We start from the raw sequence: 20,500 nt of genomic DNA on the forward strand, positions 1-20,500 counted from the left end.
AGTCGCGAATGACCGCCCTCATCGATGTCATTCTGCCGGTCTTCTTTGTGATCGGATTTGGCTATTTGGCTGTCTGGAAAGGGTACTTCAGCGACGCGGGCGTTGATGGGCTGATGAAATTCACCCAAGGCTTTGCAATCCCCTGCCTGCTGTTTCGGGCGATTTCCACGCTTGATCTGGGGCAGAACTTTGATCTGGCCTTGATGGGGAGTTACTATACGGCGGCTTTTGCTTGCTTTGTTGTGGGCCTGCTGGGCGCGCGGTACATCTTTGGGCGCGATTGGGAAGACAGCGTTGCAATCGGTTTTTGCTGCCTTTTTGCCAACTCTCTGCTGCTGGGCCTGCCGATCACCGAGCGCGCCTATGGCGTTAGCGCGTTAGAGGCCAACTATGCCATTATCGCGATCCATTCGCCGTTTTGCTATGCGGTTGGCATCACCGCGATGGAGATTGTGCGCAATCGCGGTGGCAACATCGCAACGCTGCCCGGCAAAGTGCTGAACGCGATGTTCCATAACGCGCTGATCGTCGGGATCAGCCTTGGGTTTGTGGTTAATCTTGGTGGCATTCCGATGCCCGTGGTCTTGACTGATGCGCTTGATCTGATGGTGCGGGCGGCCTTGCCTGCGGCACTGTTTGGATTGGGCGGCGTGCTTTATCGCTATCGCCCCGAAGGAGATATGCGTACGATCATGTTTGTCGTGGCCGTGTCCTTGATCTTGCAACCATTGCTGGTCTGGGGACTGGCCAAGGCGAACGACCTGTCAGACACCGCCCTGCGCTCTGCGATCCTCACGGCGGCGATGGCACCGGGGATCAACGCTTATGTTTTTGCCAATATGTACGGCAAGGCGCGGCGGGTCGCCGCATCGTCAGTTTTAATGGCGACGGGGTTGTCGATCCTCACTGTCTGGCTATGGCTGGCGGTGCTGCCTTAGACCCTTTTCATCTTGCTGCGTTTGTTCTGGACGGCCCGCAGATGGTCTGCTGCATTGCATAGACCAATTGTTATCTAAGTCATGCGATTTACAGTTGCGAATAATTCTCATATGCATTCTAAGAGAATACGACGATAACCTGGGAAGGAAACTGTTTTGACACTGACGAAACGGATGATTGGAACATTGAGCGCCGTCATTATTTCGACCGCCGCCACAGCACAGGACGACCGCTTTAAGGCTGTGACGACGTTTACCGTGATTGCCGATATGGCGCAGAACGTGGCGGGCGATGCGGCCATCGTGGAAAGCATCACCAAAGCAGGGGCCGAAATCCACGGTTATCAGCCCACACCGCGCGATATCATTCGCGCGCAGGGCGCTGACCTGATCTTGTGGAACGGGCTGAACCTAGAGCTGTGGTTTGAACAATTCTTTCAGAACCTCTCTGACGTGCCCAGTGCGACGCTCAGCGACGGGATCACCCCGATGAGCATCTCGTCAGGTGAATATGACGGCAAACCAAACCCCCACGCCTGGATGAGCCTTGAGAGCGCGCTGATCTACGTCGACAATATCCGCGATGCATTCAGCACACATGATCCACAGAATGCAGCGATCTATGCCGCCAACGCCGCAGCCTATAAGGCCGAAATCACCGCCACCATTGCACCCCTGCGCGATGCCATCCTTGCAGTGCCCGAGGACCAGCGTTGGTTGGTCAGCTGCGAAGGTGCTTTCAGTTATCTGGCCCGCGATTTCCAGATGCAGGAATTGTACCTCTGGCCAATCAATGCCGACCAACAGGGCACACCCCAGCAGGTGCGGCGGGTAATCGACACCGTGCGCGACAACAGCATTCCGGCGGTTTTCTGCGAAAGCACCGTCAGTCAGGCCCCGGCAGAACAGGTAGCCCGCGAGACGGATGCCGACTATGCAGGTGTGCTCTACGTGGACAGCCTGACCACGGCAGATGGTCCCGTGCCGACCTACCTTGATCTGCTGCGTGTCACATCTGAAACCATTGCAGCGGGACTGACTGAATGACGCCAACCCCCGGTATCATCTCGCAGAATGTGACGGTGACCTATCGCAATGGGCTGACCGCCCTGCATGATGCGAGCTTTGAGATACCGACCGGCACCATCACGGCGTTGGTGGGCGTGAACGGGGCCGGGAAATCGACGTTGTTCAAAGCAATCATGGGTTTTGTGCCTGCCGCACGCGGCGAAATATCGGTGCTGGGCATGCCCGTGAAAGAGGCATTGCGCCAAAACATCGTGGCCTATGTGCCCCAATCCGAAGAGGTCGACTGGACCTTCCCGGTGTTGGTTGAAGACGTGGTAATGATGGGCCGCTACGGCCACATGGGGTTCTTTCGCAGGCCAAAGCAGACAGACCACGACGCGGTGACGCAGGCATTGAACCGTGTGAACATGACCGAATACCGCCATCGCCAGATAGGCGAGCTGTCTGGTGGTCAGCGCAAGCGGGTGTTTCTGGCCCGCGCATTGGCCCAAGAGGGGCAGGTGATCCTGCTGGATGAGCCGTTCACTGGCGTTGATGTGCAAACCGAGGATGCCATTATCGCGCTGCTGCGCGATCTGCGCGATGAGGGGCGGGTGATCCTTGTATCGACGCACAACCTTGGCTCTGTGCCAGAGTTTTGCGACCGCACCGTTTTGGTCAAGAAAACTGTGCTTGCCTACGGGCTGACCAAAGACACCTTCACCCATGACAACCTTGAACGCGCTTTTGGTGGCGTGCTGCGACACTTTGTGTTGGGTGGTGCGGACCTGCACGATGACGACGACAACCGCCAGATCCGGGTCATTACGGATGATGAGCGGCCCTTTATTGTCTATGGCGATGAGGACCGCAAAGAATCTGCCAAGGAAGATGCAGAGTGATGGCAACCCTGCTCGAACCCTTCGGTTATGCCTATATGTTCAATGCCATGTGGGTCAGCGCATTGGTGGGCGGGGTCTGCGCGTTTCTGTCGGCCTATCTGATGCTCAAGGGGTGGTCACTGATTGGGGACGCGCTTAGCCATTCGATCGTGCCGGGGGTGGCCGGGGCCTATATGCTGGGGCTGCCTTTTGCGCTGGGCGCATTTGCCGCCGGTGGATTGGCCGCAGGCACGATGCTGTTTCTCAACCAACGCTCGGGGTTGAAAGAAGACACCATTATCGGGCTGATCTTTACCTCGTTCTTTGGCTTGGGCCTGTTCATGGTGTCGCTCTCGCCCACCTCGGTCAGCGTGCAGACGATCACCATGGGCAATATTCTGGCCATCACCCCGTCAGATACGTTGCAACTGGCGATCATCGGTTTTGTGACGCTCGCCGTGTTGCTGGCGAAATGGAAAGACCTGATGGTGGTGTTTTTTGATGAAAACCACGCGCGCTCTATCGGGTTGCGGCCTGATTTGCTGCGGGTCGTTTTTTTCACATTGCTATCAGCCTCTTGCGTGGCGGCATTGCAAACCGTGGGCGCGTTTTTGGTGATTGCGATGGTGGTCACACCGGGGGCCACGGCCTATCTGTTGACGGACCGTTTTCCGCGTCTTCTGGCGCTTAGCGTCTTCATCGGGGCCACCACCAGTTTTGTCGGCGCTTACCTGAGCTTCTTTGCCGATGGTGCGACCGGCGGGATCATCGTCAGCCTGCAAACGCTGATCTTTCTTGTGGCGTTCTTCTTTGCGCCCAAACACGGCTATCTGGCCGCCCGCAGACGGGCCGCCCGTGCATTGGAGGCGTGATGATGGACACGCTGTTTTTCCCCTTCCAGTTTGCGTTCATGAACAAAGCCTTTCTGATGATGGCCATCATCGCGGTTCCGACCAGCCTGTTGTCCTGTTATCTGGTGCTGAAGGGCTGGTCGTTGATGGGCGACGCGATCAGCCATGCAGTGCTACCCGGCGTCGTACTGGCCTATATCCTGAATATCCCGTTGATCACTGGCGCCTTTGCGGCGGGTATGTTCTGCGCACTCAGCACTGGTTTTCTGGCTGAAAACAGCCGGGTAAAGCAGGACACGATCATGGGGATCGTGTTTTCGGGGATGTTTGGGTTTGGGCTGGTGCTTTATACCAAGATCAGCACTGATGTGCATCTTGATCATATCCTCTTTGGCAACATGCTGGGGGTCAGCGCGCAGGATCTGTGGACCGCAGCTGGCGTCGCGGTTCTTGTGGCTGTGGTTATCCTGACCAAACAGCGCGAGTTCATGTTGCATGCGTTTGATCCTGTACAGGCACAGGCCGTCGGGCTGCGCGTGGGGTGGTTGCACTATGGGTTGCTGTCGTTGATTTCACTGACGATTGTGGCGACGCTGTCTGCCGTGGGCATCATCCTTGCCATTGGCCTGCTGATTGCCCCCGGTGCCATCGCCTTTTTGTTGACCAAGCGTTTTGCCGTGATGCTGCCGATAGCCGTTGGCGTGACACTGCTGTCGGGGTTTCTGGGCGTCTACATCAGTTTCGTGATCGACAGCGCCCCGGCACCCACCGTCATTCTGGTGCTGACGGCAATTTTCATCGCCGCATTTGTCCGCGCCAATATGGTGACGCGCAAATCGACGGCAAATGCGTCGGATTCCGCGTTGAACGGCTAGGGCCGTCGTGAAACCATACGCAAGACAAGGCGAATGCATCTACAAGGGGATATCGTGGAATGATCCGTTTTCTTGCCAGTCTGTTGATCTGCCTTGGCACCGCTGCAAGCGCTGAGACACTGAAGGTCGCCGTAACGACCTCGTTCCAGAACTCCGGGCTGTCGGACGTTCTATTGCCTGCGATTGAAGAAGACACCGGGATCACCGTGCAATTGTTGGTGGTTGGCACAGGGCAGGCCTTGCGCTTGGGCGAAGCGGGGGATGTGGATGCGATCCTTGTCCATAGCCGTGCGGCAGAAGACGCATTTGTCGCAGCGGGGCATGGCACGCACCGGCGCGAGATCATGTATAATGACTTTGTGGTTGTTGGCCCTGAAAGCGATCCCGCCGCTGTCGCGGATGCACAGACCGCAGCAGCAGCGCTGGCGGCGGTTGCACAGGCCCAAGTGCCTTTTGTCAGTCGCGGCGACGACAGCGGGACACACCGCAAGGAGCTTTCACTGTGGGACGCTGCAGGCATTGCGCCGGGCGGCGCATGGTATCGTGAGGTGGGCGCAGGCATGGGGCCAGCTTTGCTGACGGCTGCGGGGATGGACGCTTATATTCTGGCGGACAGGGCAAGCTGGTTGAACTTTGGCAATCAGGCGGGGTTGGCGCTTGTTTTTGAAGGCGATCCGGTGCTTTTCAACCAATACGCCTATATCCCGGTGAACCCCGCGCGGCATGGCCATGTAAAGGTCGCATTGGCAGCCACGCTTGAAGATTGGCTGACCTCTGCGCGCGCGGCGCAGTTAATTGATGGCTATCAGATCAACGGCGAAATACTGTTTACCTTCAACGCCGAACCTTGACCCTGCCTCGGTCTGCTGTGTGGGCATGCGATGCTGGCAACACAGGCGTGCAGATGTCATGAACCGCAAGAAGCTGAGGATTTGAACAATGAGCGATGACAGACCAATTCGGTTGGGCATGGTTGGCGGCGGTAACGACGCATTTATTGGCGGTGTGCATCGCATCGCTGCGCGCATTGACGGACGGTTTCGTCTTGTCGCGGGCGCGCTGTCGTCAACGCCGGACAAGGCCCAAGCCTCTGGTGCGGCCCTTGGTCTGGATCCCGCGCGCATCTACGATGATTTCAAGGCGATGGCGATCCGCGAGGCGCGTCTGAAAGACGGGATAGAAGCCGTTGCCATTGTGACCCCCAACCATATTCACTATGCCGCTGCGCGCGCGTTCCTCAAGCGCGGCATCCATGTGATCTGCGACAAACCACTGACATCAACCATGGCGGATGCCAAAAAGCTGGTGAAGGCGGCTGAGACCAGCGATGCACTCTTTGTGCTGACCCACAATTACACTGGCTATCCTTTGATACGGCAGGCCCGCGAGATGATAGCGCGCGGTGATCTGGGCCAGATCCGTTTGGTGCAGGTGGAATATGCCCAAGATTGGCTGACCCAGCATGAAGACGTCAAACAAGCGGCCTGGCGCACCGACCCTGCGCGCTCGGGGTTGGGTGGATCGACGGGCGACATTGGCACCCATGCGTTCAATCTGGCCAGCTTTGTGTCGGGGCTGGAGTTGGAAATGCTCTCGGCTGATTTGCAGTCTTTTGTCAGTGGTCGCCAGTTGGACGACAACGCCCATGTGATGATGCGTTTTGCCGGAGGCGCACGCGGGATGCTGTGGTGTAGCCAAGTTGCGCCGGGAAATGAGAACGGGCTGCGTTTGCGTATCTACGGTGAAAACGGGGGCATCGAATGGATGCAGGAAAACCCCAACCAGCTGTGGTTCACGCCCTTTGGGCAACCCAAGCAATTACTGACACGTGGTGGGGCTGGCACAACGGATGCCGCCGCGCGGGTGACGCGCATTCCCGCAGGCCACCCCGAAGGTTATCTGGAAGGTTTCGCCACGATCTACCGCGAGGCCGCGGATGCGATTGCGGCCCACCGCGCGGGCGCGCCGGTGCCAGATGATCTGCTTTACCCGACCATTCAGGACGGCATGAAAGGCATGCAGTTCGTCGAAGCCTGCGTGCGTTCGTCCCAGCGTGACGGGGCCTGGGTCAAGCTGGGCTAGCGGCCCAGACGCTGCGCGATTTGTTCCGAGAGGTTCAGCAAAGCCGCCGATTGCGCATTGGAAATGCTCTGCAGGCTTTGGTCCGGCATCGGGATGCTGATCTCGAACCGGTCAGAGGTGTTGCGGTAATCAATCCTGTCACCTCCCACAAAGAACTGACCTGTCAGGTGGAATGATCCATCCGCACCGGCCAGCATGCGTTCAACCCGCACATCAATGGCGACATCGGGCAGGCGGATAAAGGGCCAAGGCTCTGGCCCCACATCAGCGTTTAGAATGTCCGACAGGTTACGGGTCAGCACAAGGGTGACAGCCCGTTCCGGCGCGTCGGCCCAGAGGACATCAGGGTTGGCCGCGATCAGCCCCGAAGGCAATTCGCGCGCCACTTCCTCAGCCGCTGCATAACTGGGCAAGGACACGGTGCGCACCATAGCACTGCCCACCAAGGGGCGCAGTTGGATGGCGGATGGCATGGGTGACAGTGCCAGCCGGTCAAGCGGCGGGGAACAGGCGGCAAGGGCTGCGAAAATCACAAAGAAAAACGTCTTGGGCATACTACCGTCCTGTTAGCAGGGAATTGGGATTTCGCTGAATTTGCCGCGACAGGGCCGAAACCGCATCGGCGGCCTCTTGGATATCACGCAAGGTTTGCAGCGTTTCGGCACCAAAGCGCGACCGCTCGCTGTAGCTTTCGATGACGGCTTCGGTCTGGGCTACCAAACGGTTGGCACGCGCAGAAAGGGCGGGCAGGGTGCTGACGGCATCCTCAATCGCGCGCGCGGCCTCATTGGCCGAGGCGAGTGCATCATTGACGTTCTCAATCGCGCCGCCCTCGCGCACTTCGGCAAGGAAACCGCGCATTTCTTCCAGCGCCCCGTTCAGCGAACCGGGCAGGGCCACGGCCTCTTCTGTGCCGATAAACCCGTCGATGGCGGCAAGGGTATCGGTTGCTGATGTGACCAAGGCCTCAAACTCAAGACTGTTGGCCTTGGCGGTCAGTGCTTCAATCTCTGCCGTTATGGCGGGCAGGTTCTGGGTGGCCACTTCGATGTTCTTGGCAGCCGCGGTGGCGGTTTCAATGGCCAGATCAAAATCGGCAATCAATCCGGTTTCCTCGGCCTCGGTCACTAATCCGTTGAGGTCGGCAATCACGTTGCGCAGATCATTCGGGATCGCCTGCAAATCATCCGACTGCACAAGTGCACGGGTTTCATCGGCGAGTGCCACGATTGAGGCAGGCACACCGCGCGTCGCCTCATCATTGGCAAGACGTTCGATGCTATCCATCATATCGATAGCCCCATCCATCAGGTCCTCAACCGGCAGCGCATTGATCCGTGCAAGCAGCCCCTCGGCCGTCGCCGCGACATCAGAAATCTGCGATTCCGTTGTGGGGATCACCGGATACCGGCCAGAGGTCAGCGTCACGATGGCGGGCAGGGCTTCTTCCAATTCGATCAGCTCAACATAAAGCGTGCCTGCCAGAATATTGCCTGTCACCATGCGTGCGCGCAGACCACGGGCCACGAACTCGGACAGCAACGCGAGCGCATCATCAGCCGTGGCTTCGCCACCCAAACCGATCCGCGAAGGCTCTATCGCCAGTACCGCTTGCAGGCGCACTTGGGCGTCGTCGCCGTCACCGACAACAATCGCGTTGATGTCACTGACCTCGCCGATGCGAATACCCTGAAAGCGCACGTCGGCCCCGGCGGTCAGACCGGTCACGGATTCCTCGAACAAGGCCGCAACTTCGAGAACCTCGGCGTTAGGATCGGTAAAAAGGCTATCGCGAGCCGAAGCATTGTCAGGGAAGATATCAAACCGGTGACCGTCCCGAATAGGCGCGCCACCAGAAACGACAGTGTCAAAGGCAATCCCGCCTTCGATCAGCGACGCAAGTGAACTGACATCAAGCGAAACACCACCGGCCCCGAATGAAACACTGAACCCCGATGTGTCCCAAAAGCGCGTGCTGGTGGTGATGCGGCGGTCATAGGGGCTTTCGATGAAAGCGTTAACCACAACCTGATCGCCATCAAAGGACAATTCTGGCTTTTCCAGATAGCCGACCTGAATGCCTTTGTGCAGCACTGGCGCACCGGCGGTGATGCTGCCACCGTCCGAGGTGCGCAAGATGACGGCGGTGCCTCGCTGGCTTGCCGTTGTCAGGTTGGGCCGTTCAAGCCCCGTGAACTCAAACTGCGCTACGTCGGCTTCGGTATCCCAATTTCCTGTAATATAGACGCCAGACAGTACCGTATCGAGGCCGGTAATCCCGCGCACGGATACATCAGGGCGCACCACCCAGAACTGGGCGTCATCATCCAGATAAGGGGCGACGGTTTTGTCAACGCGGGCATGAACCAGCACAACGGTCAGGCCTTCGGCGAATTCGACGCTTTCAACTTCGCCCACTGTGACGTCGCGATATTTGATCACCGTTTCACCGGCCTGAATACCAGATGCATTTTCAAAGCTGATGGTGATCAGCGTGCCGCGATCACTGTAATTCTGCCACGCCGCCCAAAGCGAAATCGAAAGCGCCGCAATCGGCACCAGCCAGACCAGCGACAGCCGCTTCCAGATCCGCTGTTTGACGGGCCGGATATCAAGCTCTGCCGGGTTGGTGGGGGGGGTATCACTCATTGCTGCGTCCTGTCGGCGTCCCAAATCAGACGCGAGTCAAAGGCTTGTGCCGAAAGCATGGTAAAGATCACTGATAACGCAAAACTCACAGCAGCAATACCCGGATTGATCGTGGCAATAGTATCGAGTTGCACAAGTGCCGACAGGATTGCAACGACAAAGACATCGATCATCGACCAGCGTCCAATGAATTCAACCACCTCATAGGCCTTGTGGCGTTCATGCTGGCTGGCCATTGACCGCCGCTGTACGCTGATCGCCAGATAGGCAATGGCAATGAATTTCCCAACGGGGATCATCACAGAGGCGATGAAAACAATCGCCGCAATCCCAAGTGAGCCATATTCGACCAATTCAACAACACCGCCGATGATGGTGCTTTCGGATCGCTCTGTCAGGGTGGATGTTAGCAGCATTGGGTAAAGGTTGGCTGGCAAATAAGCGATCATTCCCGCCAGCAACCAGGCCCAGACCTTTTGCAGGCTTTCGGTGTCACGGCTTTGCAGCGCACCGCTGCACCGCTTGCAGATCGTGTCCTGCATCGCATGTACCTGCCCGCAGCGCTGGCAGGCGACTAATCCTGCCTCGCGCGCAGTGGTCAGCGCGCCGCCCTGTCCAATGCTTCCCAAATTGAATACCTGCAAATCAGTTGATCTTTGAGAACTGTGATCACCACAACCCCCGAAAAGGCCCAGAACGCGGGGCCGATGGTCACGGCGGCCATACCCGCCACTTTGATCAGCGCCACGGTGACACCGACGATGAAAATCTCGGCCATGCTCCATGGTCGCAAGCGTTCGGCCAGCCCAAATGCTTTGTGCGCGCCACTGCGCGGCTTTTGTTCGCGCACCAGCGGGTCGAGCGCATAAATCAACGCACCAAGCCGGATCAGTGGGATCACAACGATGAAAAACGCCACAGCCACGGCCAGCGGGAGGGCATAGCCATCGTTAAACGCCAGCACAGCGTCGATAACAGAGGTCGCATTGTGCAACCCGCCTGCATCCAGCGTCAGAAAGGGAAAGCTGACGGCGGCAATCATCATGATGAATGCCGTCAGCGCAAGGCTGAGGATCCGCGCCATGGCCGCCGGTTGCGAGGTCATCAAAACAATGCCGCAGCGTTTGCAATGCGCGCGTGCATTCGTCGGAATGCTTGCAGCGCGATGCAGCGTATCGCACTGCGGGCATGCAACCAGATCGTCCAATGGTGGCAAAGCGGCGGACACGTGTTTGAACACTCCAGATTGACAACGGGGGCTTGCCCCGATCATGGCGCAAGGTTATCGCGTCCATGCTAGATATGCTACGTTTGGCCGCGCGACAACGGCACGCAATGAGAAGCTGATGACTGATACCGTTTTTCCACCCCGTCCAACGCCGGTTATCCCCGTGAAAGGGCAGGCCGGTTTTCCGGTTGGCCGAATCTTTTGTGTCGGGCGCAACTACGCCGATCACGCAGCCGAGATGGGGCATGAAGTTGATCGGGAAGCCCCGTTTTACTTTACCAAATCGGCCCATTCCGTACTGTTGTCGGGCAACGACATGCCCTATCCGCCCCGCACCGCAGATTTGCATCACGAGATGGAGCTTGTTGTGGCCCTGGGCGCGCAGGCCAAGGACATCGCCATCGCTGACGCCATGTCGGTTGTTTTCGGGTACGGCTGTGGCCTTGATATGACCCGTCGCGATTTGCAGGCCGCCGCCAAAGCCAAGCGCAGGCCGTGGGATACGGGCAAGGATTTTGACAATGCGGCCATTCTTGGCACTCTCACCCCCGCCGAAGGGCTGGGCGATATCAGCGATCTGGCTATCACGCTGGACGTCAACGATGCGACCCGTCAATCGGCGCAGCTGTCCGATATGGTCTGGTCCATCCCCGAGATTATCGCCGATCTGTCATCGCTTTATACGCTCTTGCCCGGTGATCTGATCATGACCGGCACACCTGCCGGCGTTGGTCAGGTTGTGACGGGTGACGTATTGTGCGGACGGATTGGCGATTTTGCCCCAGTGAACACCCGTATCATCTGATCTAAGCTGATCAACACACATCGCCGCGCTGGCGATCGAATTTAACCGAACTATCCCATTGGAGGATCATCATGTTGACCACCACACGCCGCACTGTCCTTGGCCTTTTGGCCGCCGCCGGGCTTGCCACAACGGCAAGCGCGCAGGAGGTGACGCTGCGCCTGCACCAGTTCCTACCTGCGCAGGCCAATGTGCCCGCCCATATTCTGGATGTCTGGGCCGACAAGGTAGAGGCTGACAGCGATGGCCGCATCAAGATTGACCGCTTTCCGTCGATGCAGCTGGGTGGCACGCCGCCACAACTGATCGATCAGGCGATTGACGGCGTGGCAGACATTATCTGGACGGTCGCAGGGTACACGCCCGGCCGTTTCCCACAGTTGGAAGTGTTTGAACTGCCCTTCCTGTCGCCGGATGCCGAGGCCACATCGCGCGCGTTCTGGGAAATGGCAGAAGAGCGGATGATGGACACCGATTTTGCCGCGTTCAAGCCGCTGGGCCTGTGGGTTCACGGCCCTGGCGTGATCCACACCAACCGCCCCGTCACGGACGTGGCTGATCTGCGCGGCTTGAAACTGCGCGCGCCCACCCGCACGACAACAACACTGTTCACTGAACTTGGCGCTACGGCCGTCGGCATGCCTGTGCCTGCGGTGCCAGAGGCATTGTCCAAAGGCGTGATCGACGGTGCGGTGATCCCATGGGAGGTCGTCCCAGCGCTGAAGGTGCAGGAACTTGTTAGCAACCACACCGAATTCCCCGGCGAGGCGCTTTATACGACCGCCTTTATCATGGCGATGAACCCTGACGCCTATAACGCGCTGCCCGCAGATTTGCAGGCCGTGATAGATGCCAACTCTGGCCTAGAGTTTTCAGCCTTCGCGGGCCGCACGATGCAAGAGTACGACGCACCGGGCCGCGCGCTGGCAGAGGCGCAAGCCAACACCATCATCACGCTCAACCCCGAACAGGTGGCGGCATGGCGCGCAGCGAGCGCACCAACCATTGCCAACTGGATTGCCGAGGCTGACGCTGCCGGGATCGATGGCACCGGCCTTTATGCGCAAGCGCAGGCGCTGATCGCAAAGCATAACGCGGATAACTAAACCCCGGTGCTGCATTCACTGATCGCACGGCTGGCACAGATCATGGCGCTCTTGGGCGGCGTGGTTTTGTGCCTGCTTGTGATCTTGGTCTGCGTCAGCGTGGCCGGGCGTGAATTGGGCGATGCGGCCCATTCCGGCATGATTGGTGCAGTGGGCGTGTGGTTGCTTGATCTTGGTGTCGGGCCAATCTTGGGTGATTTTGAACTGGTAGAGGCAGGCATCGCCTTTGCCATCTTCGCGTTTCTGCCACTGACCCAGCTCAGCAGTGCCCATGCGCGCGTTGATGTTTTTACCTCTGGCTTGGGGCCGCGTGTCAACAACGCGCTCGCCACATTCTGGAGCATCGTCATGGCTGTAATCATTGTCCTGATCACGTGGCGGCTGTTTGTCGGGATGCAGGACAAAATCCGCTATAATGAGACGACCTATCTGATCCAATTCCCGATCTGGTGGGCCTATGCCGCGAGTTTCGCCGCTGCCATCGCCACTAGCATAGTGAGCATCTACTGCGCGGTCATGCGCGTCATGGGTCGGCGTATCGCATGAGTGACCTTACACTGGGCTATCTATCGTTCCCGTTTCTCTTGCTGCTGATCTTCCTGCGCGCGCCCATCGGGTTGGCAATGCTGCTGTGTGGTATTGGTGGGCTGTGGTTTGCCACGGATGGCACAACCGTTTTCATGGCGCGGCTCAAATCCGAGGTCTATTCCACCTTCTCAAACTACAATCTGTCGATCATCCCGATGTTCCTGCTGATGGGCCAATTCGCGACCCATTCGGGCATGTCGCGCGCCCTGTTTCGCGCAGCAGAGGCATGGTTAGGCCATCGCAAGGGCGGTATGGCCATGGCGGCGGTGGGGGCTTGCGCAGGGTTTGGTGCGATTTGCGGATCGTCGCTGGCGACTGCGGCCACGATGAGTCGGGTCGCTTTGCCGGAGTTGCGCAAATACGGGTATTCGGGCGGCTTTTCGACGGCGACTTTGGCGGCGGGCGGCACCTTGGGCATCCTCATCCCGCCTTCGGTGATCCTTGTGATCTACGCGATCCTGACCGAGCAGAACATCGCCAAGCTATTTGCCGCCGCTTTTATCCCCGGCATTCTGGCCGCTTTGGGCTATATGCTGACCATTGCGATTTATGTGCGGCTTTACCCTGATCAGGCCGGCACAAAAGAACGCATGCCCTACGGCGAACGGGCCAAGGCGTTGGGCGCTGTCTGGCCGGTGCTGGTTGTCTTTGGTTTGGTGGTTGGCGGTATCTACAACGGCTGGTTCACACCGACGGAAGGTGCCGCGGTGGGGGCGATGGGCACTGGGCTGATTGCGTTCTTTTCCCGTTCTTTGAATTGGGCGGTGCTGCGCGAAAGCATCACTGAGACGGCAACAGGCACAGGGATGATCTTTTTCATCGTGCTGGGGGCGGGGTTCTACAACGGGTTTCTGGCGCTCACGCAAGTACCGCAAGAACTGTCCGGTTGGGTCACTGATCAGGGGTTCAGCCCTTGGACCATCATGGTGCTTATTCTGGTCTTCTACCTGCTTTTGGGTTGCCTGATGGACAGCCTGTCGATGATCCTGCTGACGGTGCCGATCTTCTGGCCGGTCATCTCGGGCCTTGATTTTGGCCTGACAACTGAGGAGCTAGCGATCTGGTTCGGGATCATGGTTCTGATCGTGGTCGAAGTCGGGTTGATCACACCGCCGGTGGGTATGAACCTGTTTATTATCAACAGCATGGATAAAGAGACGCCGATGACAGCGACCTACCGGTCGGTGCTGTTTTTTGTTGGCTCTGACGTGGTGCGGGTGTTCATTCTGTTGACGTTCCCGGCAATCACCCTCGTCTTTATCTAGGGCCCGGTTCGCCGTTCAGCGTGAAATCACAGGGCAGAGCCTTGTCGATCACACGTTGGGCATTGGGGATGTCGTTGCCTTCTGCCCGCTGGGTGGCCACCGCACGGGTGTAATTCAGGCTCAGCCAGCGCTGGATCAGCCGGGCGCGTAGTTCGGGCATGGGCACATCAAGGCGCACGGTAACGTCCCATAAGGGGGCAAGGTCCCGCCAGGGGGCCTCATCAAACATCAGGTAGTTGCCCTCGACAATGACAAACCGTGCAGAGGCGGGGACGGCCACAGACCCGGCAATTGCAATATCGCGGGTGCGGTCAAAGGATGGTGCGAAAACTTCTTTCCCTGATTTGAGAGCTTCGACCATGCGCACAAACCCCGGCGCATCAAAAGTTTCAGGCGCGCCTTTGCGCGGGCGCAGGCCACGGGCCTCAAGGATAGCATTATCAAGATGAAACCCATCCATAGGCACAACAGTGGACTTGCGCCCTTGCGCATTCAGCCGCCGCGCAAGCTCGCTTGCGATGGTGGATTTGCCACAGCCCGGCGCGCCGGTGATCGCAACCAGACAACGATCCTGTTCAACCGCCAGCAGATGTTCAGCCACGGTGTTTACATGTTCAGTCAGTATATTCACTCTGCCACGTGCCTCATATTCGGGCTTTGCCCTGTTTTTTTCCTACGTTACCAAAGGTCAACTGAACAGGCGATAGGTTTTTGCGCCCATGGCGGTTTCGCCTGCCAGGCTGTGCGGAAATGCGCACAGACGTGGCAATTTGATCCTTGGTGCCCTAACAAGATGTCAGATTTGGAATGAAAGCACGGTGCATACCCCTATGGCGGCCATTTGGCGGATATGGCGAATACTGGTCGCTGTCTGGAACACAACAGGCCAAAAGCACCTAGGGTTGATCGCTGCGGGTGTGGCCTTTTTTGGCATGTTTGGCATTTTTCCGGGGATCGCCGCTGTGATTGCCATCTTTGGTTTGATCGCCGATCCTGTTGTGATCGCTGAACAATTGGCCCTGATGGAGGATATCATTCCGCCGGATGCATATAACCTGATTGCCAGCCAGGTGTTTCGTCTGGTTGCGGCGCCTTCCGGGGCCTTGGGCTGGGCCACGGGTGTGTCGATTGCGCTGGCGCTGTGGTCATGCCGGGCCGGGGTGGCGGCGCTGATCGGAGGGCTGAATGCAATTGCAGGGCAGCGGATGCGCAACGGAATCTGGCAAATGATGGTTGCCCTGATGCTAACGGTGGCCTTGGTGACGCTGGCGATCATTGCATTGACGGTTGTGGTTGTGGTGCCAATCGGGCTGGCCTTCATCCCGGTGGCCAATTCAACGGCGTGGTTGCTAGAGGGCGTGCGCTGGCTGGTCGCGTTGGGCGTGCTGATGATGGGGTTGAGCCTGCTTTACCGCTTTGGCCCCGCCCGCCACGGCAGTCGTGGGCGCTGGATTACAGTGGGTTCTGTTGTTGTGGTGGTGCTCTGGGTCGCGGCCTCTGCGGGGCTGTCGTTCTATCTGACCAATTTCGCCAGCTATAACGAGATTTACGGCTCAATCGGGGCGGTCATTGGCCTGTTGCTATGGCTTTATGTCAGCGCCTATCTTATCCTGCTGGGGGCGGCACTGAACGTTGAGGTCCATGGGTTTGACCGCGACGCCCCGCGCGAAAACACAACCTTCTTGGACGAAGGCTAGGTCACGCGAGAGACCTGTTTGAATGTCGGATCATCCCAGCGCCGGTTGCGCATCACATCGCTGATCACAGCGACGGCGGCATCTACGTCGGCGGCATCAATGAACAAGGGCGTAAAGCCAAATCGCATAATATCAGGTGCCCGAAAATCGCCGATGACGTTCTGCGCGATGCAGGCCTGCATCGCGGCGTAGCCATGTTCAAAGTGGAACGACACCTGACTACCCCGCTGCGCGGGGTCGCGCGGGCTGGCGAGGGTCATCATCGGGCATTGTGCCTCAATCCCAGCAATGAACTGCTCTGTCAGGGCGATGGACGCTTTACGCAGGGCCGCCATATCAACCTGATCCCAAATCGCCAGCGATGTATCAAGTGCGGCCATCTGCAAAACCGGCGGCGTGCCAACACGCATACGCTCAATCCCTGTGCCGGGGCGATAATCGAGGTCAAAGGCGAACGGGGCCTCATGCCCCAACCAGCCTGACAGGGCAGGCTGGCAGCTGTCGATATGCCGGGGTGCGACATAGATGAATGCCGGTGCGCCGGGACCACCGTTGAGGTATTTATAGGTGCAACCAATCGCGAAATCAGCGTTGTACCCTTTGACATCAACAGCCATCGCACCGGCGGTATGTGCAAGATCCCAGACCGTGACAGCACCTGCCGCTTGCGCCATGGCGGTCAACGCCTGCATGTCATGCAGACGCCCAGTGCGGTAATCCACCTGTGTCAGCATCAGAACGGCCAGATCATCATTGATGTGGTTCTCTACATCTTCGGGATCGACGACGCGCAATTCATACCCGCGCCCAAGCGATTTGATCAGCCCTTCGGCCATATAGATGTCAGAGGGGAAATTGCCATTGTCGGTCAGGATCACACGGCGGTCGGGCACCAGATCAATCGCAGCAGCCAGCGCCTGATAGACCTTGATCGACAGGGTATCACCCAGCACCACATGCCCCGGTTCCGCCCCGATCAACCGCCCGATCCGGTCACCAAGGGCAGTCGGCTGCGCCATCCACCCGGCACGGTTCCAACCGGTTATGACCTTTTCACCCCATTCGGCAGTGATCGATTGCTCGACCCGTGCGGCAGTGGCCTTGGGCAGGGGTCCAAGCGAATTACCGTCAAGGTAGATCATCCCCTCAGGCAGGTGGAACATGGCTTTGGTGGCGACGAAATCAGTCATGGTGCGTCCTTAGAAACCTGTAAAAAGTGCAATCAGCGCAAGAATTGCGGGGATGCTTTGTGCAACAAAGGCAGCCTTTGTCGCTGTCACCGCGCCGTAGATCCCGGCGACAATGACACAGATCAGCAGAAAGGCCGTCATCGGCATGCCCGTAGCGCCCCAGATCAGGCCAAAGATAAGACCCGCAGACAGAAACCCGTTATAAAGCCCCTGATTAGCGGCCAGCACCTTTGTTTCAGTGGCAAATTCGGGTGTCAGGCCAAAGACGCGCCGCGCGCGCGGGCCTTCCCAAAGGAACATCTCCAACACCAGAAAATAGGCGTGGATCAGGGCGACAAGCGCGATCAGAATGGTTGCGAGCATCAGACCTGCCCCCCTGAAATCTGGATGGTTTGCCCGTTGATGCTGCGCGCACCCTCAGAGCAAAGCCACATTGCCGCAGCGGTTGTTTCATCAACCTCAAGCAATCGATGATGCCGATTGCCCTTGGCAATGGCGGCAATCGCGCCCTGTTCATCCACATCAAAGCGTTTCATCAGGCCGGGCAGTTGGTTGCGAACAATGTCGGTATCGACATAGCCGGGGCAAAGCGCGTTAAATGTGATCGGGCGGCGCATGAATTCTTCGGACAGCCCACGGATCAATCCGATGACGCCGTGTTTGGTGACAGTATAGGGAATCGCATTCTTGAGGCCCCGCACACCCGCGATGGAACTGATGACAATCATGCGGGCAGGGGTGGCAGGGGCCAGCGTGGCCATCGCCGCCTGAAACGTCAAAAACACACCGTCAAGGTTCGTCGTCATCATCTTACGCCACTGGGCGAGGGTTGTTTGCTCAAACGGGCCACCTTCGGCAATGCCTGCATTGGCCACACAGATCTGGATCGGACCGCGCGCCTTGGCTGCTGCTGCGATGCCGTCGCGCAGGGATGTTTCATCATCCACATCCATGACCAGCGCGTGAAGGCGTGGGCTTTGTGCGGCCACCGCTGCGAGTTTGTCAGCGCGCCGTCCGGTGATCGTGACCTCAGCACCGGCCTTTGCCAGCGCCACGGCGATCGCTTCGCCGATGCCCGTGCCGCCGCCGGTGACCAACGCGTGTTTGCCTGCATGTTCCATGATCAATCCTTTCGTTGAAGGCATGCTAGCGGTGTCATGGACATGGACAAGGGCAAAGCGACTAAGGCACAAGGTCAGGCATGAAATGGATCGATATCCCGCCTGTCTGGTTACTACTTGCTATTGTCTTCACATGGTGGATTGCCGTGTTGCAGCCGGATACCTTGCGTTTTGGCGGGCCGGTGATGCAACTGACCGGCGGGTTGCTGGTGGGTGGCGGGGTCGTTCTGATGCTGCTGGCCGCCATTGAGATGCGCAAGCAGCGCACAACGATTGTCCCGCATATGGAGGCAGATCACCTTGTCACCACGGGCATTTTCTCGCGCAGCCGTAACCCGATCTACCTTGGTGATGCGCTGGTTCTGGCCGGACTTGCCCTGCGTTGGGAGGTGCCAGTGGCGCTCTTGCTTGTGCCGCTTTTCATGGGCACGATCACACAGCGCTTTATCATTCCCGAAGAAAACCGACTACGCGTCAAATTTCGCGCAGATTTTGCCCGCTATTGCCAAAGGACGCGACGTTGGGTGTGACTGTTAGCGCATGACATAGGGTTTCAGTAAGCCACTCCCTTGTGAAATATTCTTTCGCGCGATAATGCATCCTGACTGCAAGCACAGATATGGGGGATGGTCCGTGAAAATCGGCACACCAAATGAGATATTTGAAGGCGAAGACCGGGTTGCAATGACACCGGCCTCGGCCAAGGATCTGCAAAAGCTCGGGTATGACTGCGTCATTGAGACCGGAGCCGGGGTATCGGCTGGGTTTTCGGACCAGTCTTATAAGGATGCAGGTGTTGAGGTCGTCAAGACCGCGGCCGCCCTTTATAAAGCGGCTGATATTGTCGTCAAGGTGCGCCCTCCGGAAGATGCGGAAATCAAGCGGTTGAGCGAAGGCCAGACCCTGATTTCGTTCTTCTACCCTGCACAGAATGAAAAACTGATGGAGGCCGCCAACAAGAAAGGCGCCACCGTCATCGCGATGGACATGGTGCCGCGTATTTCGCGTGCCCAGAAGATGGATGCCCTGTCTTCCATGGCCAATATCGCTGGTTATCGCGCCGTTATTGAGGCCGGTAACAACTTTGGTCGCTTCTTTACCGGGCAGGTCACGGCCGCTGGTAAAGTGCCACCTGCCAAAGTTCTTGTGGTTGGCGCCGGTGTGGCCGGCCTGGCCGCAATTGGTACCGCAACCTCACTGGGTGCCATCACATACGCCTTTGACGTGCGCCCCGAAGTGGCCGAGCAGGTCGAATCCATGGGTGCCGAATTTGTTTTCCTCGATTTTGAGGAAGAACAGCAGGACGGCTCGGCGACAGGTGGTTATGCGGCTGTATCTTCTCCGGAATTTGCGGCGGCCCAGCTTGCCAAGTTCCGCGAAATCGCACCGGAAATGGACATCGTCATTACAACGGCGCTGATCCCTGGCCGCGACGCGCCAGAGCTGTGGACCAAAGATATGGTCGAAAGCATGAAACCCGGTTCGGTCATCATTGACCTTGCTGCCGAACGTGGCGGCAACTGCAAGCTGACCGTCAAAGACGAAAAGATTGTCACCGACAACGGCGTGACCATCGTGGGTTACACCGATTTCCCAAGCCGGATGGCCGCACAATCCTCGACCCTTTATGCGACAAACATCCGTCACATGATGACGGATTTGACGCCAGATAAAGACGGCACGCCAAACCACAATATGGAAGACGACGTGATCCGTGGGGCGACCGCGACGCATGCAGGTGAGATTACCTTCCCACCGCCGCCGCCCAAGGTGGCCGCGATTGCAGCGGCACCAAAGAAAGAGGCGCCAAAGGAACTAACGGCAGAAGAAAAGCGCGCCGCAGAAGTGGCCGCCTTCCAAAACGAGACCAAGACGCAAGTCGGTCTTTTGGCTGCCGGTGCCGCATTGATCCTTGGCATCGGGTTGATCCCGGGCATGCCTGCCAGCTTTATGCAGCATTTCATCGTCTTTGTGCTGTCGGTCTTTATCGGCTTCCAGGTGATCTGGAACGTAGCGCACTCGTTGCACACACCGCTGATGGCTGTGACCAATGCGATTTCCTCGATCATTATCTTGGGTGCGCTTATTCAGATCGGATCGACCAGCACGTTGATCACGATATTGGCGGCACTTGGTATCTTTATGGCGGCCGTGAACATCTTCGGCGGCTTCCTCGTGACACGGCGCATGCTCGCCATGTTCCAAAAGTCTTAAAG

Annotated in this window: 22 protein-coding genes; 14 read left to right on the plus strand and 8 right to left on the minus strand. The window is 58.1% G+C overall.

Annotation, left to right across the window (positions count from 1 at the left end; translation table 11 throughout):
* The first annotated feature begins 8 nt into the window (after positions 1 to 8).
* The 7 genes from DHN10_RS13085 to DHN10_RS13115 all read left to right on the plus strand — a co-directional run bounded on the left by DHN10_RS13085 (position 9) and on the right by DHN10_RS13115 (position 6,635).
* Complete coding sequence (locus tag DHN10_RS13085) at positions 9 to 938, plus strand: AEC family transporter (RefSeq protein ID WP_108815797.1); 930 nt, start codon at positions 9 to 11, stop codon at positions 936 to 938.
* 174 nt (positions 939 to 1,112) lie between these two features.
* Positions 1,113 to 1,985, plus strand: coding sequence for a metal ABC transporter substrate-binding protein (locus DHN10_RS13090; RefSeq protein WP_108815798.1), 873 nt, complete (start codon positions 1,113 to 1,115; stop codon positions 1,983 to 1,985).
* Positions 1,982 to 2,848, plus strand: a complete 867-nt coding sequence (locus DHN10_RS13095; protein WP_108815799.1) for a manganese/iron ABC transporter ATP-binding protein — start codon at positions 1,982 to 1,984, stop codon at positions 2,846 to 2,848. Before DHN10_RS13090 ends, DHN10_RS13095 begins: the two co-directional genes overlap by 4 nt.
* A complete protein-coding gene (locus tag DHN10_RS13100; protein ID WP_159086998.1) occupies positions 2,848 to 3,699 on the plus strand; it encodes a metal ABC transporter permease in 852 nt (283 codons plus the stop codon). The genes DHN10_RS13095 and DHN10_RS13100 overlap by 1 nt, the downstream gene beginning before the upstream one ends.
* A gap of 2 nt (positions 3,700 to 3,701) precedes the next feature.
* Positions 3,702 to 4,553 (plus strand): metal ABC transporter permease, encoded by an 852-nt coding sequence (locus tag DHN10_RS13105; RefSeq protein WP_108816063.1) that lies wholly within the window; start codon positions 3,702 to 3,704, stop codon positions 4,551 to 4,553.
* A 59-nt stretch (positions 4,554 to 4,612) separates the two neighbouring features.
* Positions 4,613 to 5,404 (plus strand): substrate-binding domain-containing protein, encoded by a 792-nt coding sequence (locus tag DHN10_RS13110; RefSeq protein WP_108815801.1) that lies wholly within the window; start codon positions 4,613 to 4,615, stop codon positions 5,402 to 5,404.
* Positions 5,405 to 5,492: 88 nt separating this feature from the next.
* Positions 5,493 to 6,635, plus strand: a complete 1,143-nt coding sequence (locus DHN10_RS13115; protein ID WP_108815802.1) for a Gfo/Idh/MocA family protein — start codon at positions 5,493 to 5,495, stop codon at positions 6,633 to 6,635.
* Here DHN10_RS13115 and DHN10_RS13120 read toward each other — a convergent pair.
* Genes DHN10_RS13120 through DHN10_RS13135 form a run of 4 tightly spaced genes read right to left on the minus strand, consistent with a single transcriptional unit; the run spans position 6,632 to position 10,389 of the window.
* Positions 6,632 to 7,189 carry a PqiC family protein gene (locus DHN10_RS13120; protein ID WP_108815803.1) on the minus strand — a complete coding sequence of 186 codons (558 nt, stop codon included), beginning with the start codon at positions 7,187 to 7,189 and terminating at the stop codon, positions 6,632 to 6,634. The genes DHN10_RS13115 and DHN10_RS13120 overlap by 4 nt on opposite strands.
* Before the next feature lies 1 nt (position 7,190).
* Complete coding sequence (locus DHN10_RS13125; protein WP_108815804.1) at positions 7,191 to 9,284, minus strand: PqiB family protein; 2,094 nt, start codon at positions 9,282 to 9,284, stop codon at positions 7,191 to 7,193.
* Positions 9,281 to 9,913, minus strand: a complete 633-nt coding sequence (locus tag DHN10_RS13130) for a paraquat-inducible protein A (protein WP_108815805.1) — start codon at positions 9,911 to 9,913, stop codon at positions 9,281 to 9,283. Before DHN10_RS13130 ends, DHN10_RS13125 begins: the two co-directional genes overlap by 4 nt.
* Positions 9,883 to 10,389, minus strand: a complete 507-nt coding sequence (locus DHN10_RS13135) for a paraquat-inducible protein A (RefSeq protein ID WP_234417128.1) — start codon at positions 10,387 to 10,389, stop codon at positions 9,883 to 9,885. Before DHN10_RS13135 ends, DHN10_RS13130 begins: the two co-directional genes overlap by 31 nt.
* A gap of 241 nt (positions 10,390 to 10,630) precedes the next feature.
* Here DHN10_RS13135 and DHN10_RS13140 point away from each other — a divergent pair, with 241 nt between their 5' ends.
* The 4 genes from DHN10_RS13140 to DHN10_RS13155 all read left to right on the plus strand — a co-directional run bounded on the left by DHN10_RS13140 (position 10,631) and on the right by DHN10_RS13155 (position 14,276).
* The gene (locus DHN10_RS13140) at positions 10,631 to 11,317 is read left to right on the plus strand and encodes a fumarylacetoacetate hydrolase family protein (protein ID WP_108816064.1); all 687 of its coding nucleotides are present in this window, start codon (positions 10,631 to 10,633) and stop codon (positions 11,315 to 11,317) included.
* A 71-nt stretch (positions 11,318 to 11,388) separates the two neighbouring features.
* Positions 11,389 to 12,423 (plus strand): TRAP transporter substrate-binding protein, encoded by a 1,035-nt coding sequence (locus tag DHN10_RS13145; RefSeq protein WP_108815807.1) that lies wholly within the window; start codon positions 11,389 to 11,391, stop codon positions 12,421 to 12,423.
* A 6-nt stretch (positions 12,424 to 12,429) separates the two neighbouring features.
* Entirely contained in the window at positions 12,430 to 12,969 is a 540-nt protein-coding gene (locus DHN10_RS13150) for a TRAP transporter small permease (RefSeq protein ID WP_108815808.1), read from the plus strand.
* A complete protein-coding gene (locus DHN10_RS13155) occupies positions 12,966 to 14,276 on the plus strand; it encodes a TRAP transporter large permease (protein ID WP_108815809.1) in 1,311 nt (436 codons plus the stop codon). Before DHN10_RS13150 ends, DHN10_RS13155 begins: the two co-directional genes overlap by 4 nt.
* On the opposite strand, the gene DHN10_RS13160 is transcribed toward DHN10_RS13155, so the two are convergent.
* Entirely contained in the window at positions 14,269 to 14,907 is a 639-nt protein-coding gene (locus tag DHN10_RS13160) for a nucleoside/nucleotide kinase family protein (RefSeq protein WP_108815810.1), read from the minus strand. The genes DHN10_RS13155 and DHN10_RS13160 overlap by 8 nt on opposite strands.
* Before the next feature lie 199 nt (positions 14,908 to 15,106).
* Between DHN10_RS13160 and DHN10_RS13165 the strand changes: the two genes are divergently transcribed.
* Positions 15,107 to 15,973 carry a YihY/virulence factor BrkB family protein gene (locus tag DHN10_RS13165; protein ID WP_108815811.1) on the plus strand — a complete coding sequence of 289 codons (867 nt, stop codon included), beginning with the start codon at positions 15,107 to 15,109 and terminating at the stop codon, positions 15,971 to 15,973.
* Here DHN10_RS13165 and kynU read toward each other — a convergent pair.
* From kynU to DHN10_RS13180, 3 genes are read right to left on the minus strand one after another with little or no spacing between them, the layout of a single operon-like run.
* Entirely contained in the window at positions 15,970 to 17,163 is a 1,194-nt protein-coding gene (gene kynU, locus DHN10_RS13170; RefSeq protein WP_108815812.1) for a kynureninase, read from the minus strand. The genes DHN10_RS13165 and kynU overlap by 4 nt on opposite strands.
* 9 nt (positions 17,164 to 17,172) lie before the next feature.
* Positions 17,173 to 17,526 carry a DUF1304 domain-containing protein gene (locus DHN10_RS13175; RefSeq protein ID WP_108815813.1) on the minus strand — a complete coding sequence of 118 codons (354 nt, stop codon included), beginning with the start codon at positions 17,524 to 17,526 and terminating at the stop codon, positions 17,173 to 17,175.
* Positions 17,526 to 18,284, minus strand: a complete 759-nt coding sequence (locus tag DHN10_RS13180; RefSeq protein ID WP_108815814.1) for an SDR family NAD(P)-dependent oxidoreductase — start codon at positions 18,282 to 18,284, stop codon at positions 17,526 to 17,528. Before DHN10_RS13180 ends, DHN10_RS13175 begins: the two co-directional genes overlap by 1 nt.
* Positions 18,285 to 18,364: 80 nt before the next feature.
* On the opposite strand from DHN10_RS13180, the gene DHN10_RS13185 reads away from it, so the two are divergent.
* Positions 18,365 to 18,814, plus strand: coding sequence for a methyltransferase family protein (locus DHN10_RS13185; RefSeq protein ID WP_108815815.1), 450 nt, complete (start codon positions 18,365 to 18,367; stop codon positions 18,812 to 18,814).
* A gap of 103 nt (positions 18,815 to 18,917) precedes the next feature.
* Entirely contained in the window at positions 18,918 to 20,498 is a 1,581-nt protein-coding gene (locus tag DHN10_RS13190; protein WP_108816065.1) for a Re/Si-specific NAD(P)(+) transhydrogenase subunit alpha, read from the plus strand.
* The last annotated feature ends 2 nt before the right edge of the window (positions 20,499 to 20,500 follow it).

Source organism: Loktanella sp. Alg231-35 (assembly GCF_900143545.1).
GTDB lineage: Bacteria > Pseudomonadota > Alphaproteobacteria > Rhodobacterales > Rhodobacteraceae > Yoonia.